Below are 14,371 nucleotides of genomic sequence, written 5' to 3' on the forward strand. Positions count from 1 at the left end.
GCCTTTGGCCAGGGCTCGGTCGAGGCTGGCTGTGAGGCGGCTCAGGGCGCGGTCGGCTGTGTCAGGTGTGCGGGGTGAGGTGGTGGATTTCAGCGATGGCGAAGAGTCGTCGGTCCTGAGGGTTGTCGTGGGCGATGGCGTCGAAGAGGTGAATGTCGTCGGGGGCGGGGAGTGGGGTGAGGGTGAAGTTTTCCAGTCGCCAGAGGTCGAGGTGGTCTGCTGGGCGGTGGGTGGGAGGCTCGTGGGGGGTGCGGGTCAGGAGTGGTTCGTCGTAGAGGTGGAAGAGGATGTCGCGGGCGAGGTCGGTGACTGCGGGTTGGCGGCCGCGGGTGGCGCGGATGAGGCGTTCGAGGCGGCCTTTGAAGACTTGGGTGATGTGCTCGGGGTGGGTGCGGGCGGTGTCCAGGCGGCGTTGGAGGATGTGAATGACCAGGGGGACCATGGCGGGCACGCGGGAGAAGGAGCGGTGGAGCCAAAAGGTGGCCTCGTCCAGGGCGGCGGGGTCGCTGGTGGTGTGGATGCCGTATCGGTTGAGGGCTCGTTCAAGGCGGGCGCGGTAGCGCAGGGGTAGTCCGGCTCGGTCGGCGTCTAGCCAGATCAAGTAGGTGAGGAAGTATTCCTGGGTGTTGCTGAAGGCGGTGGTGTCGTCAGGGTCGGACGTACGGGTTTCGGTGCGGGGGCGGTAGAGGGATCCGAGGTCGGCGAAGAGGTCGAGGAGGGCGTCTTCGGCGGTATGGAGTTCGTTGCTGGTGGGGTCCGCGGTGGTGAGCTGGCGGTAGTCGTCTTCCCAGGTTGCTGGGCCGAGGCGGTCTTGGTCGTATCCGAGGAGATGGTCGCGCATTCGGGTGAAGAGGTCGCGTGGGGGGCCGTCTGCGCTTGGGGTAGTGGGGTCGGGGCTGTCAGCGGCGGGTGGGGTGATGGTCGGGGTTGCTCGGATTCTGACGAGGGGGGTTCCTGGGGCGACTTGTTCATGTGGGAGGACGGGGACCGACAGGATCGTCCCGGCAAGGGGGGCGGTGATCGTTGTCGTCATTTTCATGGATTCGACGACGGCGATCGGGGATCCCTTGTCGACGTATTGGCCGGGAGTGGCGGTGATCGCGCAGATGAGGGCGGGAGCAGGGGCGCGGACAGCGATCTCGTCGAGGCGGATCACGTCGTGGGCGGTGCCGTCGATTTCAAGGTGGAGTCGATCGGGCAGAGGGCTGAGTACGGCGCGGTGGCGTTGACCGTTGAGGGTGATGCGACGTTGGTAGGGGTTTTTCCGGTGGACATCGACAGTGGTGGTGCGTCGCCCACGGACCTGGTAGGTGGCGGCGGCGACCCTGCTGACATGGACCTGGTGATGACGGTCTTGGTAGGTGAGGGTGAGGTCGACGCCTTGCTGGGTGAAGGGATGGGGGCGGCCTCGGGCTGCGCTGGCACGGAATGCGAGGCGAGCTTCAGTCAGGTCCTGTTCGTAGGCTTCGACGGCGGCGATGACCACGGCGAGGGGGTCGGTCTCGGAGGTGGTGTGCTGCTGGTCGTGGGCTGCCTCGGGGGCTGTGCTGTCGAGTCGTTGGATGAGGTCAGTGCGGTTGGTGGTGCACGTGGTGAGGACCACGGTGAGTTGTTCTAGGGCAGCGCGGACTCGGTGACGGGTCTGGGTCGGGTCGCTGCCGTGAGCCGTGACGGTGGCGATATCTGGGTCGAGGTGCGGGTTGACGTGGTCCCCTTCTCGGAGGATGAGGTCGGTGTGCACCCCGACGCCATGCGGTGGGGCGACCATGGCGACCGTGCTGCTCGTCAAATGATGGTCGGCATCGCAGGCATCAGTGAGTAGCCGGGCCTGCAGGGTGTGTCCGGTGGTGATCTCCAAGGTGGCGGGGAGGTCGCCTCCGGTAGTGATGCTGGCGGCTAGGGCGATGAGGTCGTGCCCGGTGACGTGATCCCAGAACGCGTTTCGGCTGTGTCCTGCAGGCTCTGTCGCAGTGATGGTCCACCCGGTGAGGTCCTGGCGGAAGTGCACCGTGAGTGCGCCGACAAGGTTGCCGTGGTGGGCACAGTGCCGGGCGGCGTCCTGGATGGTGGCGATGTCTGTGGCGGTGAGGCCGTGGGGTGGCAGTGCGACGAGGATCGGCCGGTGGCGACCGTCGTGGCTGATCTCTGCGGGGCCCAGGACGTGGCATTGGCCGGTGGTGTCGCGCAATACCAGCAGTTCCACAGTCCGGCCTGGCCTGTGCTCGTCAGTGAGCGGGTTGGGTGGAGTGTGCCATTGGCGCCAACTGGGTATGTCAGCGCCGAGGGTGCCGATGCCCACGTCGCGGAGGGCGGTGGCGAGCGCGGCGGGGTCCACGCTTGGGGAGGGGGCGATCCAGGCGTGGTCGATGTCCGCGGCGCGTAACGCGGTGGCTATCGATGCGGTGGCTGTTGGGGTCTGCGGTGAGGCGGCGCTGTGGCTGAGGTGGAGGATGTCGTCAGCATCGCGGGCGTACCACGGCTCGGTGTCTGGCGGGTCGTTGGTGACGAGCACGGTGACCCATCGTTGGGACGGGTCGGTGGCGTTGAGGGAGGTCAGGGCGGTCAGGATCCGTTGTGCTGCTACCCCGCGGTCCAGGACGGCTACTCGGCGGGTCGTCCCGACCGTCGTGTGTTGTCCACCCATCGAGCATCTGCTCCTCGTCGTCGTGATCGTCGATCCGGCGGATGCCATGCCAGCTGGCCTGTCCATGCTGTGCCGGTCGTGTCGGCGACGATAGTGCTGACCTGCGGAGCTCCCCGGTGTGGTGGGAGCCTGCCAGCCAGCCATGATGACCGCTGAGTAGCTGTCATTGGCGACGAAGAGCGTGATGGCTGCGACGAACGGGCGCCCCGTGAGACAGTCGATGGGTGTGACGGTGGAAAGTGACCCGCCGGTTTGGAGGTGTCCTCCAAAAGACGGCACGTGGTTCTGTGGGTTCCGCCTGACCGTCGTAGGGCACGTCCCCACGATGGGTCAGCGTGGCTATGCGGATTCATCGGGACATAGCACCCCTCGGTGCGGTGCACCCCCGTAGCATGAGCCCGTGCTCGACCACCTCACCTCGAACCGCCCCTCTGATGTCTCGACCGACCGTCTTCGGATCGCGCTGCTGATGAACCTGCTCTGCCAGGCACTGATCATCGTTACCGGTGGCCTGGTGCGATTGACTGGCTCGGGCCTGGGCTGTCCGACGTGGCCGCAGTGCACCCCTGGATCGTTTACGCCGGTCTCGCACCAAGCTCAGGGATGGCATGTTTTCGTGGAGTTCGGCAATCGCCTGCTCACCTTTGTATTGCTCGCTGTCACGGTGTGGGTGCTCGTTGAAGTGGTGCGGAAATATTGGCGACAGGACACGACTGAGGATCCGCAGTTCATTCGATGGTCGCTGGTCCCGTTGGCTGGGGTTCTGGCCCAGGCGGTCGTTGGTGGCATTACGGTCTTGACCAAACTCGACCCGCGGACGGTGTCACCGCATTTTTTGCTATCGGCAGCCCTGGTGGCATTCTCGGCGTGGTTAATCGTGCGGTATGACGAAGGCCCATCGGTGCAGCATGTTCCGGTCTCACCGCTGATCCGACGGGTTGCGGTCTTCACGGGGATCGCGTTCGCCGCCGTGGTGACCTTGGGGACAGCGGTGACCGGTTCAGGGCCGCATTCTGGAGACGCTGCTGAGCCGGTACGTTTCGGGTTTGATCCGGTCACCACATCTCGGTTGCACGCGGCAGCAGTCTGGATTTTCGTCGGATGTGTCCTGCTGGTGCTCTTCCTCGGGCGACGTCACCAGCAGAGCACCATCAAACCCACAGACACCTCGCCAGGATCTATCCCAGCCTCTCCGCTACTGCGCTGGTGGTCCTTGGTGTTGATTATCGCCCTGGCTGAGGGAGCGGTCGGATACTTGCAATACGCACGGCAGCTTCCGATCGGTCTGGTCGCGGTGCACCTGCTGATCTCAGCCGTGCTGATCGCGACGGTCACCTTCGCGGTCACCGCGTCCCGCACCGCCGTACCGCTGTCGGTTGACCATCCACTGACCACTGACGAGAGCGCCCCTGCCTCTGGGGTCCACCACCCGTAGACAACTACGGGAAACCGCCACCGTACGACGGCGCTGGCCTACCAGGGCAGCGGGAAATGCACCAGCGGGTCGACCGCCACTGCCACAAACAAAACGGTCAGGTAACTAATCGAAAAGTGGAACAACCGCATTGGCTGTAATGATGTCAACGTGGTGTTTTCTGGATTCTTCGCACGCGCCAATAACCGGTGTGCTTCCGCCACAAAAATGCCGCTGGCCAGCAGACTAGACAGCGTATACACCCATCCCATCGACGCCACCGGGACCAACACCCACGACGTCACGGCAGTCGCCCACGCATACCAGACGATCTGACGGGCTACCTGCGCGTCCTGCGCGACTACCGGCAGCATCGGGACCCCCGCTGCGGCATAGTCGTCCTTGAAACGCATCGACAACGGCCAATAGTGCGGCGGCGTCCAAAAAAACACCACCAGGAATAAGGCCACCGGAGGCCACGCCAATCCATCGGTCACCGCAGCCCACCCGATCAATACCGGCATACAGCCCGCGGCGCCACCCCACACGATGTTCTGCGACGTACGACGTTTCAACAACACCGTGTAGAAGCCGACATACAACACGATGGCCGCGAACGACAGACCCGCGGACAACCAGTTGACCCCGACCCCCAGCACCACGACCGATGCCACCCCGACCACGACGCCGAGGGTCAAGGCACGTCGTGGAGAGATTACCCCCGTCACCAACGGCCGGTGTTCGGTGCGATGCATCAACCGGTCAATATCTCGGTCCAGATAACAATTCAGGATGTTGGCACTAGCCGCTGACAGGGTCCCCCCGACCAAGGTCATCACGACCAGCCACCACGAGGGCACCCCGCGCTGGGCCAAAACCATCACCGGGAAAGTCGTCACCAGGAGCAACTCGATAATCCGTGGTTTGACCAAGGACATGTAGTCACCGAAGGTCGCCTTCGCCGTCGTCGACGTCGAAGGGTCGGTCTCTCCTCGGGGATGCAACGCTGTCACGACGTCCTTCTGACAATGGTGGGAGTGAGGCGGTCCCAGCCTCCTCATAGCCGCCCCACCTGCACTTTCAAGTGAGTCGGCGAGCATGTCCGGTCAGTCTACGTGTCGGCACCGCCCTGTCTGCCTCAAGCGATCACGTTGTTTGTCCACCGGGCAGGATGGGTAGGCTCGAGTGTGGGCGCCGGCATTCGGCTCAGCCGGCACGGCGACCAGCAGCGACACCGTCGTACGGTGCGCACTCCGCCTGCTGAGACGAAGGAGAACATGTCCGTGTCCGAGTCATCCCCCATCCTGCGCGACCCCGCACTCCCCCAACCGATCTGCGCGAAGGTCGGCTGGTCCGACCTGGATGTGCGCGCCGTGGACACCGCGCGCCTACTCGCCGCTGACGCTGTGCAGAACGTCGGCAATGGCCACCCCGGCACCGCGATGAGCCTGGCCCCCGCCGCCTACCTGCTTTACCACAACATCATGCGGCACGACCCCGCTGACCCGCTGTGGTTGGGGCGTGACCGGTTCGTCCTGTCCAACGGACATTCCAGCCTGACCCAGTACGTCCAGCTGTACCTGGCTGGCATCGGCCTGGAACTAGACGACATCAAAGCTTTGCGGACCTTCCGCAGCAAGACCCCCGGACACCCTGAGGTCCGCCACACCCCCGGTGTGGAGATCACCACTGGGCCCCTCGGATCCGGATTGGCTAGCGCGGTTGGGATGGCGATGGCACAGCGCCGCCAGCGCGGACTATTTGACCCAGAGGCCGCTCCCGGGACCAGCCCGTTCGACCACCACATCTACGTGATGGCTGGCGACGGCTGCCTGCAAGAAGGCGTCGCCAGCGAAGCCTGCTCCCTGGCCGGACACCAGCAGCTCGGCAACCTCACCCTGATTTACGACTCGAACTTCATCTCCATCGAGGATCACACCGATATCTCGTTCAGCGAGGACGTCGCCGGACGCTTTGAGGCTTACGGCTGGGACGTGCGGCGCGTGTCCTGGCGCCCCACCACCGCTGATATGCCGTACGTCGAAGACATCGACGCCTTGGCCGCGGCCATCGACGCTGGTCGCCAGATCACTGACAAACCCACCATCGTCATCCTCGACACCATCATCGCCTGGCCCGCCCCGACCCTGCAGGACACCGGCAAATCACACGGTGCCGCGCTGGGCGAGAAGGAAATCGCCGCGACACGTAGCCTGCTCGGGTTCGACCCAGACCGCGCCTTCGCCGTCGATGACGCCGTGATCACCCACACCCGCTCCCACGCCGCCGAGCACGGCCGCGCTGCCCGGGCCAGCTGGCAGCAGGCCTTCGATGCCTGGCAGGCCGCGAACCCGGAGCGGGCCGCGCTACTGGAGCGGTTGCAACGCCAGGACGTGCCCGAAGGATTTGCCGAGGCCTTCCCCACCTTCGACGCCGACACCAAGGGCATCGCGACTCGCGCCGCCAGCGGGAAGATCCTCACCGCCCTCAAAGACGTCATGCCCGAACTGTGGGGTGGCTCCGCTGACCTCGCCGAGTCCAACAACACCACCATGACCGGTGAGCCCAGCTTCATCCCCACCGCACACCAGACCTCGATGTGGCAGGGCGGACCATACGGCCGCACCCTGCACTTCGGAATCAGGGAGAACGCGATGGGCATGATCCTCAACGGGATCGCCCTAGAAGGACTGACCCGCCCGTACGGCGGCACCTTCCTCACCTTCTCCGACTTTATGCGTCCGGCAGTCCGATTGGCCGCGTTGCAGAAACTGCCGGTGGTGTTCGTGTGGACCCACGACTCGGTCGGTCTCGGCGAAGACGGGCCGACCCACCAGCCCATCGAACACATCCCCAGCCTGCGTCTCATCCCGAACCTGCAGGTCGTCCGGCCAGCTGATGCCAACGAAACCGCCGTAGCCTGGCGGACCATCCTCGCCGACCAGGAAGACCCCAAGGCCCTGCTGCTGACCCGGCAGGCCGTCCCCACCCTCGACCGGACCCGCTTTGCCTCCGCCGAAGGCGTCAGCCGCGGGGCCTACGTCCTCGCTGACTGTGACGGCACTCCCGAGGTGATCCTGATGGCCACCGGATCTGAAGTGTCTCTGGTCGTCGACGCCTACGAACGACTCACCGCAGAAGGAGTCAAGGTGCGGGTGGTTTCCATGCCATGTCTGGAATGGTTCGAGGCACAGGATGCGGACTACCGCGAACAGGTCCTGCCCGCAACGGTTCGTGCCCGCGTCGCCGTAGAAGCAGCTCACCCAGGGCTGTGGCGCGAGTACGTCGGCGACGCCGGCGTTGTTGTGGGCATCGACCATTTCGGTGAGTCTGCTTCCGGGAGCAAGCTGTTCGAAGAGTACGGTTTCACCGCCGAGAGCGTCGTCACCGCGGCGCGCGAATCGATGTCGAAAGTAGGAGGCATGTGATGACGCACGCACGTTGGGAGGCCCTCACCCGGGCCGGGGTCTCCCTCTGGCTGGACGACTTAGACCGATCCATGCTCGACACAGGCGAGTTGGAACGGCTGGTCAGTGACCGAGGAGTCGTCGGGGTCACCACGAACCCCACGATCTTCGCCGCCGCCGTGGAGCGGAGCGACGCCTACGCCTCCCAATTGGATCGGCTCGCTGCCACTGGCGCTGATCCTGCCGCAGCGGTCCTCGAGATCACGACCGACGACGTCCGGCAAGCCTGTGACGTGCTACGTCCTGTCTACGACAGCACCGACGGACAGGACGGGCGGGTGTCCATTGAAGTGGACCCCCGCCTGGCCCGGGACACCCAAGGCACCATCGAAGCGGCCCGCCATCTATGGCAGGTCGTCGATCGGCCCAACGTGATGATCAAAATACCGGCGACCGTCGAAGGTCTGCCGGCGATCATCGCCGTGCTCGGCGAGGGGATCAGCGTGAATGTCACGTTGATCTTCTCGCTGGACCGCTACCGGGCTGTCATGAATGCCTTCCTCACCGGCATGGAACAAGCCCGCCTCGCCGGCCACGACCTGAGCCGCATCCACTCAGTGGCATCCCTGTTTGTCAGCCGCATCGACGCCGAAATCGACAGTCGTCTCAAGGCTCTGGGGACCCCTGAAGCCCAGCAGTTAACCGGCCAGGCTGCGCTCGCCAACTCTCGGTTAGCCTTCCACGCCCATCAAGAAACCTTCACTACTCCCCGATGGTCGTGCTTGGCGAGCGATGGAGCCCGAGCACAGCGCCCCTTGTGGGCCTCGACCGGAGTGAAAGATCCGGCGTACCCGGACACGATGTATGTCACCGAACTCGTGACACCAGGGGTGGTGACCACGGTGCCTCGAGCCACGTTAGAAGCGATCGCCGATCACGGCGAATGTCGTGGCGATACCGTCCAGGGCACCTGTGAGGCATCAGCGGCTCTTCTCGATGACATAGAACGGCTCGGCATCTCCTACCTGGAGGTGATGGAGCTGCTCGAACAGAAGGGCCTGGACGCGTTCGACGCTTCGTGGGCGCAGCTGCTGGACAGCGTCTCAGCTGCGCTGCGACAGGTGAACGCATGAAGCCCGCCCCGATCAGACCGGGCCTGAACCCGCTACGTGATCCTCGGGACAAACGTCTGCCACGGATCGCGGGGCCCTGCGGCATGGTCATGTTCGGGGTGACCGGCGACCTGTCCCGCAAAAAACTCATGCCAGCGATTTATGACCTGGCCAACCGGGGATTGTTGCCACCCGGTTTTTCCCTGGTGGGATTTGCCCGGCGCGACTGGGAAGACCAGGATTTTGGCAAAGTCGTGTACGACGCCGTACGGGAGCACGCCCGGACACCGTTCCGGGAAGAAGTATGGCGACAACTCGCCGAAGGGATCCGGTTTGTCCCCGGAACCTTTGACGACGACGCAGCATTTGACCTGCTCGCCCAGACGGTCCATCTCCTCGACGAGCAACGCGGCACCGGCGGCAATCACGCTTTCTACCTCTCCATCCCGCCGTCAGCATTCGGTCCAGTCTGCCGGCAACTTCAGCGATGTGGATTGGCCACTGCTGATGGAACGGCGTGGCGACGCGTGGTCATTGAGAAACCCTTCGGCCATGATCTGGCCAGCGCCCAAGAACTCAACACCATCGTGGAGAGCGTCTTCCCTGCAGATGCGGTTTTCCGCATCGATCATTACCTGGGCAAAGAGACCGTTCAAAACTTGCTGGCGTTGCGCTTCGCCAACGAACTTTTTGAACCGATATGGAATGGCAACCATATTGACCACGTCCAAATCACGATGGCTGAAGACATTGGCATCGCTGGTCGGGCAGGGTATTACGACGGAATCGGCGCTGCCCGCGATGTCATCCAAAATCATCTCCTCCAACTCCTCGCGTTGACCGCGATGGAAGAGCCGGTCTCCTTCGAAGCTGAGCATCTGCGCGCAGAAAAACAGAAAGTCCTGTCCACCGTGCGGTTGGCTGGGCCGGTCGAGGAATGCACCGCTCGTGGCCGGTACGCCGAGGGATGGCAAGCCGGAGTACCTGTCACCGGGTATACCGACGAGCAAGGCGTGCCACAGAACTCGACCACCGAGACCTTCGCCGCTCTGAAATTGGAGGTGCAGACTCGCCGGTGGGCCGGAGTGCCGTTCTACCTACGGACCGGCAAGCGCCTCGCAAAACGGGTCACTGAGATTGCGTTAGTGTTCCGCCCGGCTCCGCACCTGCCATTCACCGAGAGTGCCACAGAAGAACTCGGCCAAAACGCCCTCGTCATCAGGGTCCAACCTGACGAAGGAACAACGTTGCGTTTCGGGGCGAAAGTGCCTGGCGCGCAAATGGAGGTCCGCGACGTCACCATGGACTTCGGGTATGGGCGAGCCTTCACCGAATCCAGCCCGGAAGCCTACGAACGTCTCATCCTGGACGTCCTCTTAGGCGACCCCCCGCTATTCCCCCGGCACGAGGAAGTGGAATTGTCCTGGCAGATCCTTGACCCAGTCACCACTGCCTGGGCCGAGTCCGGTGAAACGCCACAGGACTATCCACCAGGCCAGTGGGGACCGCCGTGCGCCCACGACATGCTGGCCCGTGACGGCCGAGTCTGGAGGATGCCATGATTGTCGACCTTCCCGGCACCACTGTCGCCACCCTCTCCGGGACGTTACGTCGCATCCGCGAAGACACCGGCGCGATGGCGCTATCCAGGGTGCTGACCTTAGTGGTGGTCGTGGACGACCAACACGCCGAGGAGATCTTGAAGATCGCCACGCAGGCCACCCACCAACATCCCAGTCGTATCGTCTGCGTAGTCAACAGCACACGCCGAGGCGTCTCCCGGCTGGACGGCCAGTTGCGTGTCGGCGGGGACGCCGGTGCGTCCGAGATCGTCGTCCTGCGACTCTTCGGCGATCTGAACGCCCATGCGGATTCTGTGGTCATGCCCTTGCTGCTCCCAGACTCACCGGTGGTCGCGTGGTGGCCATATGAGGCTCCAAAGAATCCAGCGGCTGACCCGGTAGGGGCGTTGGCGCATCGTCGTATCACCGATGCTGAGCACAGCTCTGACCCGGCCAAAACTATTGCTGCGCGCGCGAAGGTTTACACCGACGGTGACACTGACCTGGTGTGGACCAGGACCACCCGATGGCGCAGCATCCTGGCGGCGGCGTTGGAGCAGCCGCCGTTCGAACCAGTCACCCATGTCAGCGTCTGCGGCGGCCTGGACTCCGGGTCAACGGACTTATTGGCTGCCTGGTTGGGACGAGCCCTGCGATGCCCGGTCACTCGCGGTCGTTCGCCCGCAGGCACGGGGTTGGTGTCAGTACGGATGACCCGCGACTCCGGTCCGATCGATCTGATCCGCCCAGACGGGTTGATCGCGGTGCTGTCACACCCCGGACAACCACCGCGACGGGTGGCGATGGCTCGACGAAGCGACGAAGAGTGCCTCGCTGACGAGTTAGCCCGTCTCGACCCTGACGAGGTTTATCAGGAAGCGTTGATTCACGGGTTGCCCCTGCTCAAAGGCAAAGCCAGCATGACAGCGTCGGAGGCCACCGACAAAGGATTGGCGCCGTCACTGGACGGTGCCCGCGAGATGGTCGCCGAGTTGCAACGAACGGCGGCAGATCACGGAAGTGCGGCCATGGTCACGGCTGCGCCACCACCAGATCGCAGCGGCACTGCCGCCGTCCGGCAACGCGTTGAGGTGAGGGCAGAGGAAATCCGTCAGGAGCAGCAAGAACTGGCAGCGTCGCAACGCAAACGGTCATCGAAACGTAGCGCGGCGTCAGGGCCTTCCTCGAAAGCGTCACGCACACCATCATCAGGGATGCGCAGGAAGGCGCCCAGCCGGGGAACGTCGTCTGACAAGGCGGAGTGACCCACCAGGTGGCCTGAGGTGGTGGAGGTCATTGGTCTCATCGGCGCGGCCTCCACCACTCCGGCCTCCACCACTCATCGATCACGTTCAGACGATCAGGCCACGGTCCCGCAGCGTTTCCAAGGCTTCGTCGAGGATCGCCTGTCCATCGGCGTCGGTCCTCCGCTCTTTCACATAAGCCAGATGGGTCTTATATGGCTCGACCCGAAACGGCTCCGGCGGATTGAGCTGATCCTGCCCTGCCGGAAAACCACAGCGAGGGCATTCCCAGGTTTCGGGAACCATCGCAGTGGCCTCAGCGGCAAAACTCGGCCGTGTCATATGCCCATTAGCACACCAGTAGGAGATCGCCACGCGCGGGGCTGATTCGCCTCGTTCAGCCTCCCCGAGAGGACCGGCCCCGACACGACTCCCCCGAATGGCATTCGCACCCGACATTCCCGCGCTCCTGAAGGTCAGGATCCCTGGCGCCCGGGCCGGGGATCCACCGAGTTACTTGGCGAACCTCTCCAGCAAGCCCATCCCGACGATGCAGACGAACCACACCAGCGCGACAGTCACCGTGATCCGGTTGAGGTTACGCTCCGCGACGGAGGAACCACCCATCGTGCTGGAGAAACCGCCGCCGAACATGTCGGACATGCCGCCGCCCTTGCCCTTGTGCAGCAAGATCAAGAAGGTCAGGAAGACCCCGCCCAACACCAGGAACACCTGCAACACGATCTTCAGAACATCCACGCGAGAGTCACCTTGTCCGGCTCAGAGAGGAGCCCCGGAGGGGGCACGAGTGCATGGTACCGGACGAGGTGTCCGGAGGGATGCGCCCACCCGGGTGCCAGATCGCGTGTCGACCTGGCACTCGGGTGGGCGCAGAACAGAACGTGCGTGGCGATCAGGCTGCCGCGTGCTCCGTGAAACGGCAGATCGCCGCGAACTCCTCAGGCTGCAGCGAGGCGCCACCGACCAGGGCGCCGTCCACGTCTGGCTGAGCCATGATCGCTGCGACATTGCTCGACTTCACAGAGCCGCCGTACAGAATCCGAATGCCATCGGCAGTGGCCTGGTCGTAGAGCTCCGCGAGCTTGCCGCGAATGGCACCGCACACTTCCTGTGCATCCTCGGGGGTCGCGACCTCTCCGGTGCCGATCGCCCAGATCGGTTCGTAAGCGATGACAATGCTCTTGGCCTGTTCGACGGGCACCCCCGCGAGATCTGCTTCGATCTGGCCGAGGGTGTGCGCGACCTGCTGCCCAGCTTTGCGCACATCCAGACCTTCACCGCAGCACAGGATCGGGGTCAGGCCGTGCTGGTAGGCCGCCTTCACCTTCGCGTTGAGCAGCTCATCAGACTCAGCGTGGTATTCCCGACGCTCGCTGTGGCCGATGATCACATAGGTGCAGCCGAGTTTCGCCAACATCGGCCCGGACACTTCGCCGGTGTAGGCACCATCGTCGTAACGGGAGATGTCCTGGGCGCCGTACTTCAGCTCCAGGTTGTCGCCGTCAACGAGGGTCTGCACCGTCCGCAGGTCCGTGAACGGCGGGCAGACCGCCACTTCGACAGTCGCGTAGTCGTGCTTGGCGTCTTTGAGGGACCAGTCAAGCTTCTGCACCAAGTGCGTCGCTTGCAGGTGGTCTAGGTTCATCTTCCAGTTGCCCGCCATCAGCGGGGTCCGCGTCGTCACGGTGGTCATGCCCTTCAGTTGTCGAGGATCTCAATGCCGGGGAGGGTCTTGCCCTCGAGGTATTCCAAGCTGGCGCCGCCGCCGGTGGAGATATGGCCGAACTGGTCATCGGTGAAGCCCAGCTGGCGCACTGCCGCTGCTGAATCGCCACCGCCAACCACGGTCAACGCGCCTGATGCGGTCGCGTCGACGAGCGCCTGCCCGATGGCTTTGGTGCCGCCGGAGTACGGAGCCATCTCGAAGGCGCCCATCGGTCCATTCCAGAAGACGGTCTTGCTCTCGACGATCTTGGCGGCAAACAACTCGCGGGTCTTCGGACCGATGTCCAAGCCCATCCAGTCCGAGGGGATCTCGGTGGAAGGCACGATCTTGGTCTCCACCTGGTCGGAGAACTCCGGGGAGATGACCGTATCCACCGGCAGGACAATCTCAACGCCCTGGGCTTCGGCTTCTTTCAGGTACGCCGCGCACGTCTCGACCTTCTCCGGGTCGAGCAGCGAGGTGCCCACCTCGTAGCCCTGGGCCTTAAGGAAGGTGTACGCCATCCCGCCACCGATGATGAGCCGATCAGCGGTCTTCATCAGGTTGGCAATAACCGCGAGCTTGTCGGCGACCTTCGCACCCCCCAGCACCACGGCATAGGGGCGCTGAGGCTCCTCGGTGAGACGCTTGAGCACCTCCACCTCAGCACCCACCAGGCCACCAGCGAAGTGCGGCAGCCGGGTGGCAACGTCATAGACACTGGCCTGCTTACGGTGCACCACGCCAAAACCGTCAGAGACGAAGAAGTCGGCCAACGCCGCGAGCTGATCAGCAAACGCACCGCGCTCAGCGTCGTCCTTGCTGGTCTCCCCCGCGTTGAAACGCAGGTTCTCCAGCAACGCGATCTCGCCGTCCTGCAGGCCCGCGACGACGGCTTTCGCTGAATCGCCAACGGTGTCTTCGGCGAACTTCACATCCTGGCCGAGGAGCTCGGAGAAGCGCGTGACGACCGGCTTCAGCGAATACTTCTCGTCTGGGGATCCCTTCGGGCGGCCCAGGTGCGCGACGACGATCACGGCGGCACCGGCAGCGGTCAGGGCCTTGATCGTCGGAACCGACGCACGCAGACGTCCGTCATCGGTGATGTTCTTGGCGTCGTCAAGCGGGACGTTCAGGTCGCTACGGACAAGCACGCGCTTGCCGTGTAGGTCCTGTCCGACCAAGTCCGCGGTGGTCTTCATCGTTCTCCTCGCGATGGCGGGTGGGGCGGGAAAAGCACCGTGCGTCGGGTGGCCGGGTCG

The 14,371-nt window shown here is 64.2% G+C and carries 11 protein-coding genes; 5 read left to right on the top strand and 6 right to left on the bottom strand.

Translation table 11 applies throughout. From position 1 onward, the window contains the following. Positions 1 to 61: 61 nt before the first annotated feature. A complete protein-coding gene (locus tag KEM60_RS15865; RefSeq protein WP_219232372.1) occupies positions 62 to 2,923 on the bottom strand; it encodes a biotin/lipoyl-containing protein in 2,862 nt (953 codons plus the stop codon). A gap of 121 nt (positions 2,924 to 3,044) precedes the next feature. On the opposite strand from KEM60_RS15865, the gene KEM60_RS15870 reads away from it, so the two are divergent. Further along, complete coding sequence (locus tag KEM60_RS15870) at positions 3,045 to 4,079, top strand: heme A synthase (protein ID WP_255574740.1); 1,035 nt, start codon at positions 3,045 to 3,047, stop codon at positions 4,077 to 4,079. Between the two features lie 38 nt (positions 4,080 to 4,117). Here KEM60_RS15870 and KEM60_RS15875 read toward each other — a convergent pair whose 3' ends face one another. After that, positions 4,118 to 5,071, bottom strand: coding sequence for a heme o synthase (locus KEM60_RS15875; RefSeq protein ID WP_370626392.1), 954 nt, complete (start codon positions 5,069 to 5,071; stop codon positions 4,118 to 4,120). 264 nt (positions 5,072 to 5,335) lie between these two features. Here KEM60_RS15875 and tkt point away from each other — a divergent pair, with 264 nt between their 5' ends. From tkt to KEM60_RS15895, 4 genes are read left to right on the top strand one after another with little or no spacing between them, the layout of a single operon-like run. Then, the gene (tkt, locus tag KEM60_RS15880; protein ID WP_219232376.1) at positions 5,336 to 7,486 is read left to right on the top strand and encodes a transketolase; all 2,151 of its coding nucleotides are present in this window, start codon (positions 5,336 to 5,338) and stop codon (positions 7,484 to 7,486) included. Then, the gene (gene tal / locus KEM60_RS15885; RefSeq protein ID WP_219232378.1) at positions 7,486 to 8,598 is read left to right on the top strand and encodes a transaldolase; all 1,113 of its coding nucleotides are present in this window, start codon (positions 7,486 to 7,488) and stop codon (positions 8,596 to 8,598) included. The genes tkt and tal overlap by 1 nt, the downstream gene beginning before the upstream one ends. Next, complete coding sequence (gene zwf / locus KEM60_RS15890) at positions 8,595 to 10,139, top strand: glucose-6-phosphate dehydrogenase (RefSeq protein WP_219232380.1); 1,545 nt, start codon at positions 8,595 to 8,597, stop codon at positions 10,137 to 10,139. Before tal ends, zwf begins: the two co-directional genes overlap by 4 nt. Beyond that, positions 10,136 to 11,404 carry a glucose-6-phosphate dehydrogenase assembly protein OpcA gene (locus KEM60_RS15895; protein ID WP_219232382.1) on the top strand — a complete coding sequence of 423 codons (1,269 nt, stop codon included), beginning with the start codon at positions 10,136 to 10,138 and terminating at the stop codon, positions 11,402 to 11,404. Before zwf ends, KEM60_RS15895 begins: the two co-directional genes overlap by 4 nt. An 87-nt stretch (positions 11,405 to 11,491) precedes the next feature. Here the strand turns inward: KEM60_RS15895 and KEM60_RS15900 are convergent, their stop codons facing one another. From KEM60_RS15900 to pgk, 4 genes are all read right to left on the bottom strand, one after another. Beyond that, entirely contained in the window at positions 11,492 to 11,842 is a 351-nt protein-coding gene (locus tag KEM60_RS15900; protein ID WP_219232384.1) for an RNA polymerase-binding protein RbpA, read from the bottom strand. A 54-nt stretch (positions 11,843 to 11,896) separates the two neighbouring features. Next, on the bottom strand, positions 11,897 to 12,142 hold the full coding sequence (gene secG, locus KEM60_RS15905) for a preprotein translocase subunit SecG (RefSeq protein WP_219232386.1): 246 nt from the start codon (positions 12,140 to 12,142) through the stop codon (positions 11,897 to 11,899). A 154-nt stretch (positions 12,143 to 12,296) separates the two neighbouring features. Continuing rightward, on the bottom strand, positions 12,297 to 13,088 hold the full coding sequence (tpiA, locus tag KEM60_RS15910) for a triose-phosphate isomerase (protein ID WP_255574742.1): 792 nt from the start codon (positions 13,086 to 13,088) through the stop codon (positions 12,297 to 12,299). Positions 13,089 to 13,102: 14 nt separating this feature from the next. After that, a complete protein-coding gene (pgk, locus tag KEM60_RS15915) occupies positions 13,103 to 14,311 on the bottom strand; it encodes a phosphoglycerate kinase (RefSeq protein ID WP_219232388.1) in 1,209 nt (402 codons plus the stop codon). Between the last annotated feature and the right edge of the window lie 60 nt (positions 14,312 to 14,371).

This window comes from Austwickia sp. TVS 96-490-7B (assembly GCF_019331795.1).
Taxonomy (GTDB): domain Bacteria; phylum Actinomycetota; class Actinomycetes; order Actinomycetales; family Dermatophilaceae; genus Austwickia.

Bases quoted from the DNA above. Each gene is read 5' to 3' on its own strand.
- tal (WP_219232378.1), top strand. From the start codon at position 7,486: ATGACGCACGCACGTTGGGAGGCCCTCACCCGGGCCGGGGTCTCCCTC.
- pgk (WP_219232388.1), bottom strand. From the start codon at position 14,311: ATGAAGACCACCGCGGACTTGGTCGGACAGGACCTACACGGCAAGCGC.
- KEM60_RS15895 (WP_219232382.1), top strand. From the start codon at position 10,136: ATGATTGTCGACCTTCCCGGCACCACTGTCGCCACCCTCTCCGGGACG.
- KEM60_RS15900 (WP_219232384.1), bottom strand. From the start codon at position 11,842: ATGTCGGGTGCGAATGCCATTCGGGGGAGTCGTGTCGGGGCCGGTCCT.
- zwf (WP_219232380.1), top strand. From the start codon at position 8,595: ATGAAGCCCGCCCCGATCAGACCGGGCCTGAACCCGCTACGTGATCCT.
- tkt (WP_219232376.1), top strand. From the start codon at position 5,336: ATGTCCGTGTCCGAGTCATCCCCCATCCTGCGCGACCCCGCACTCCCC.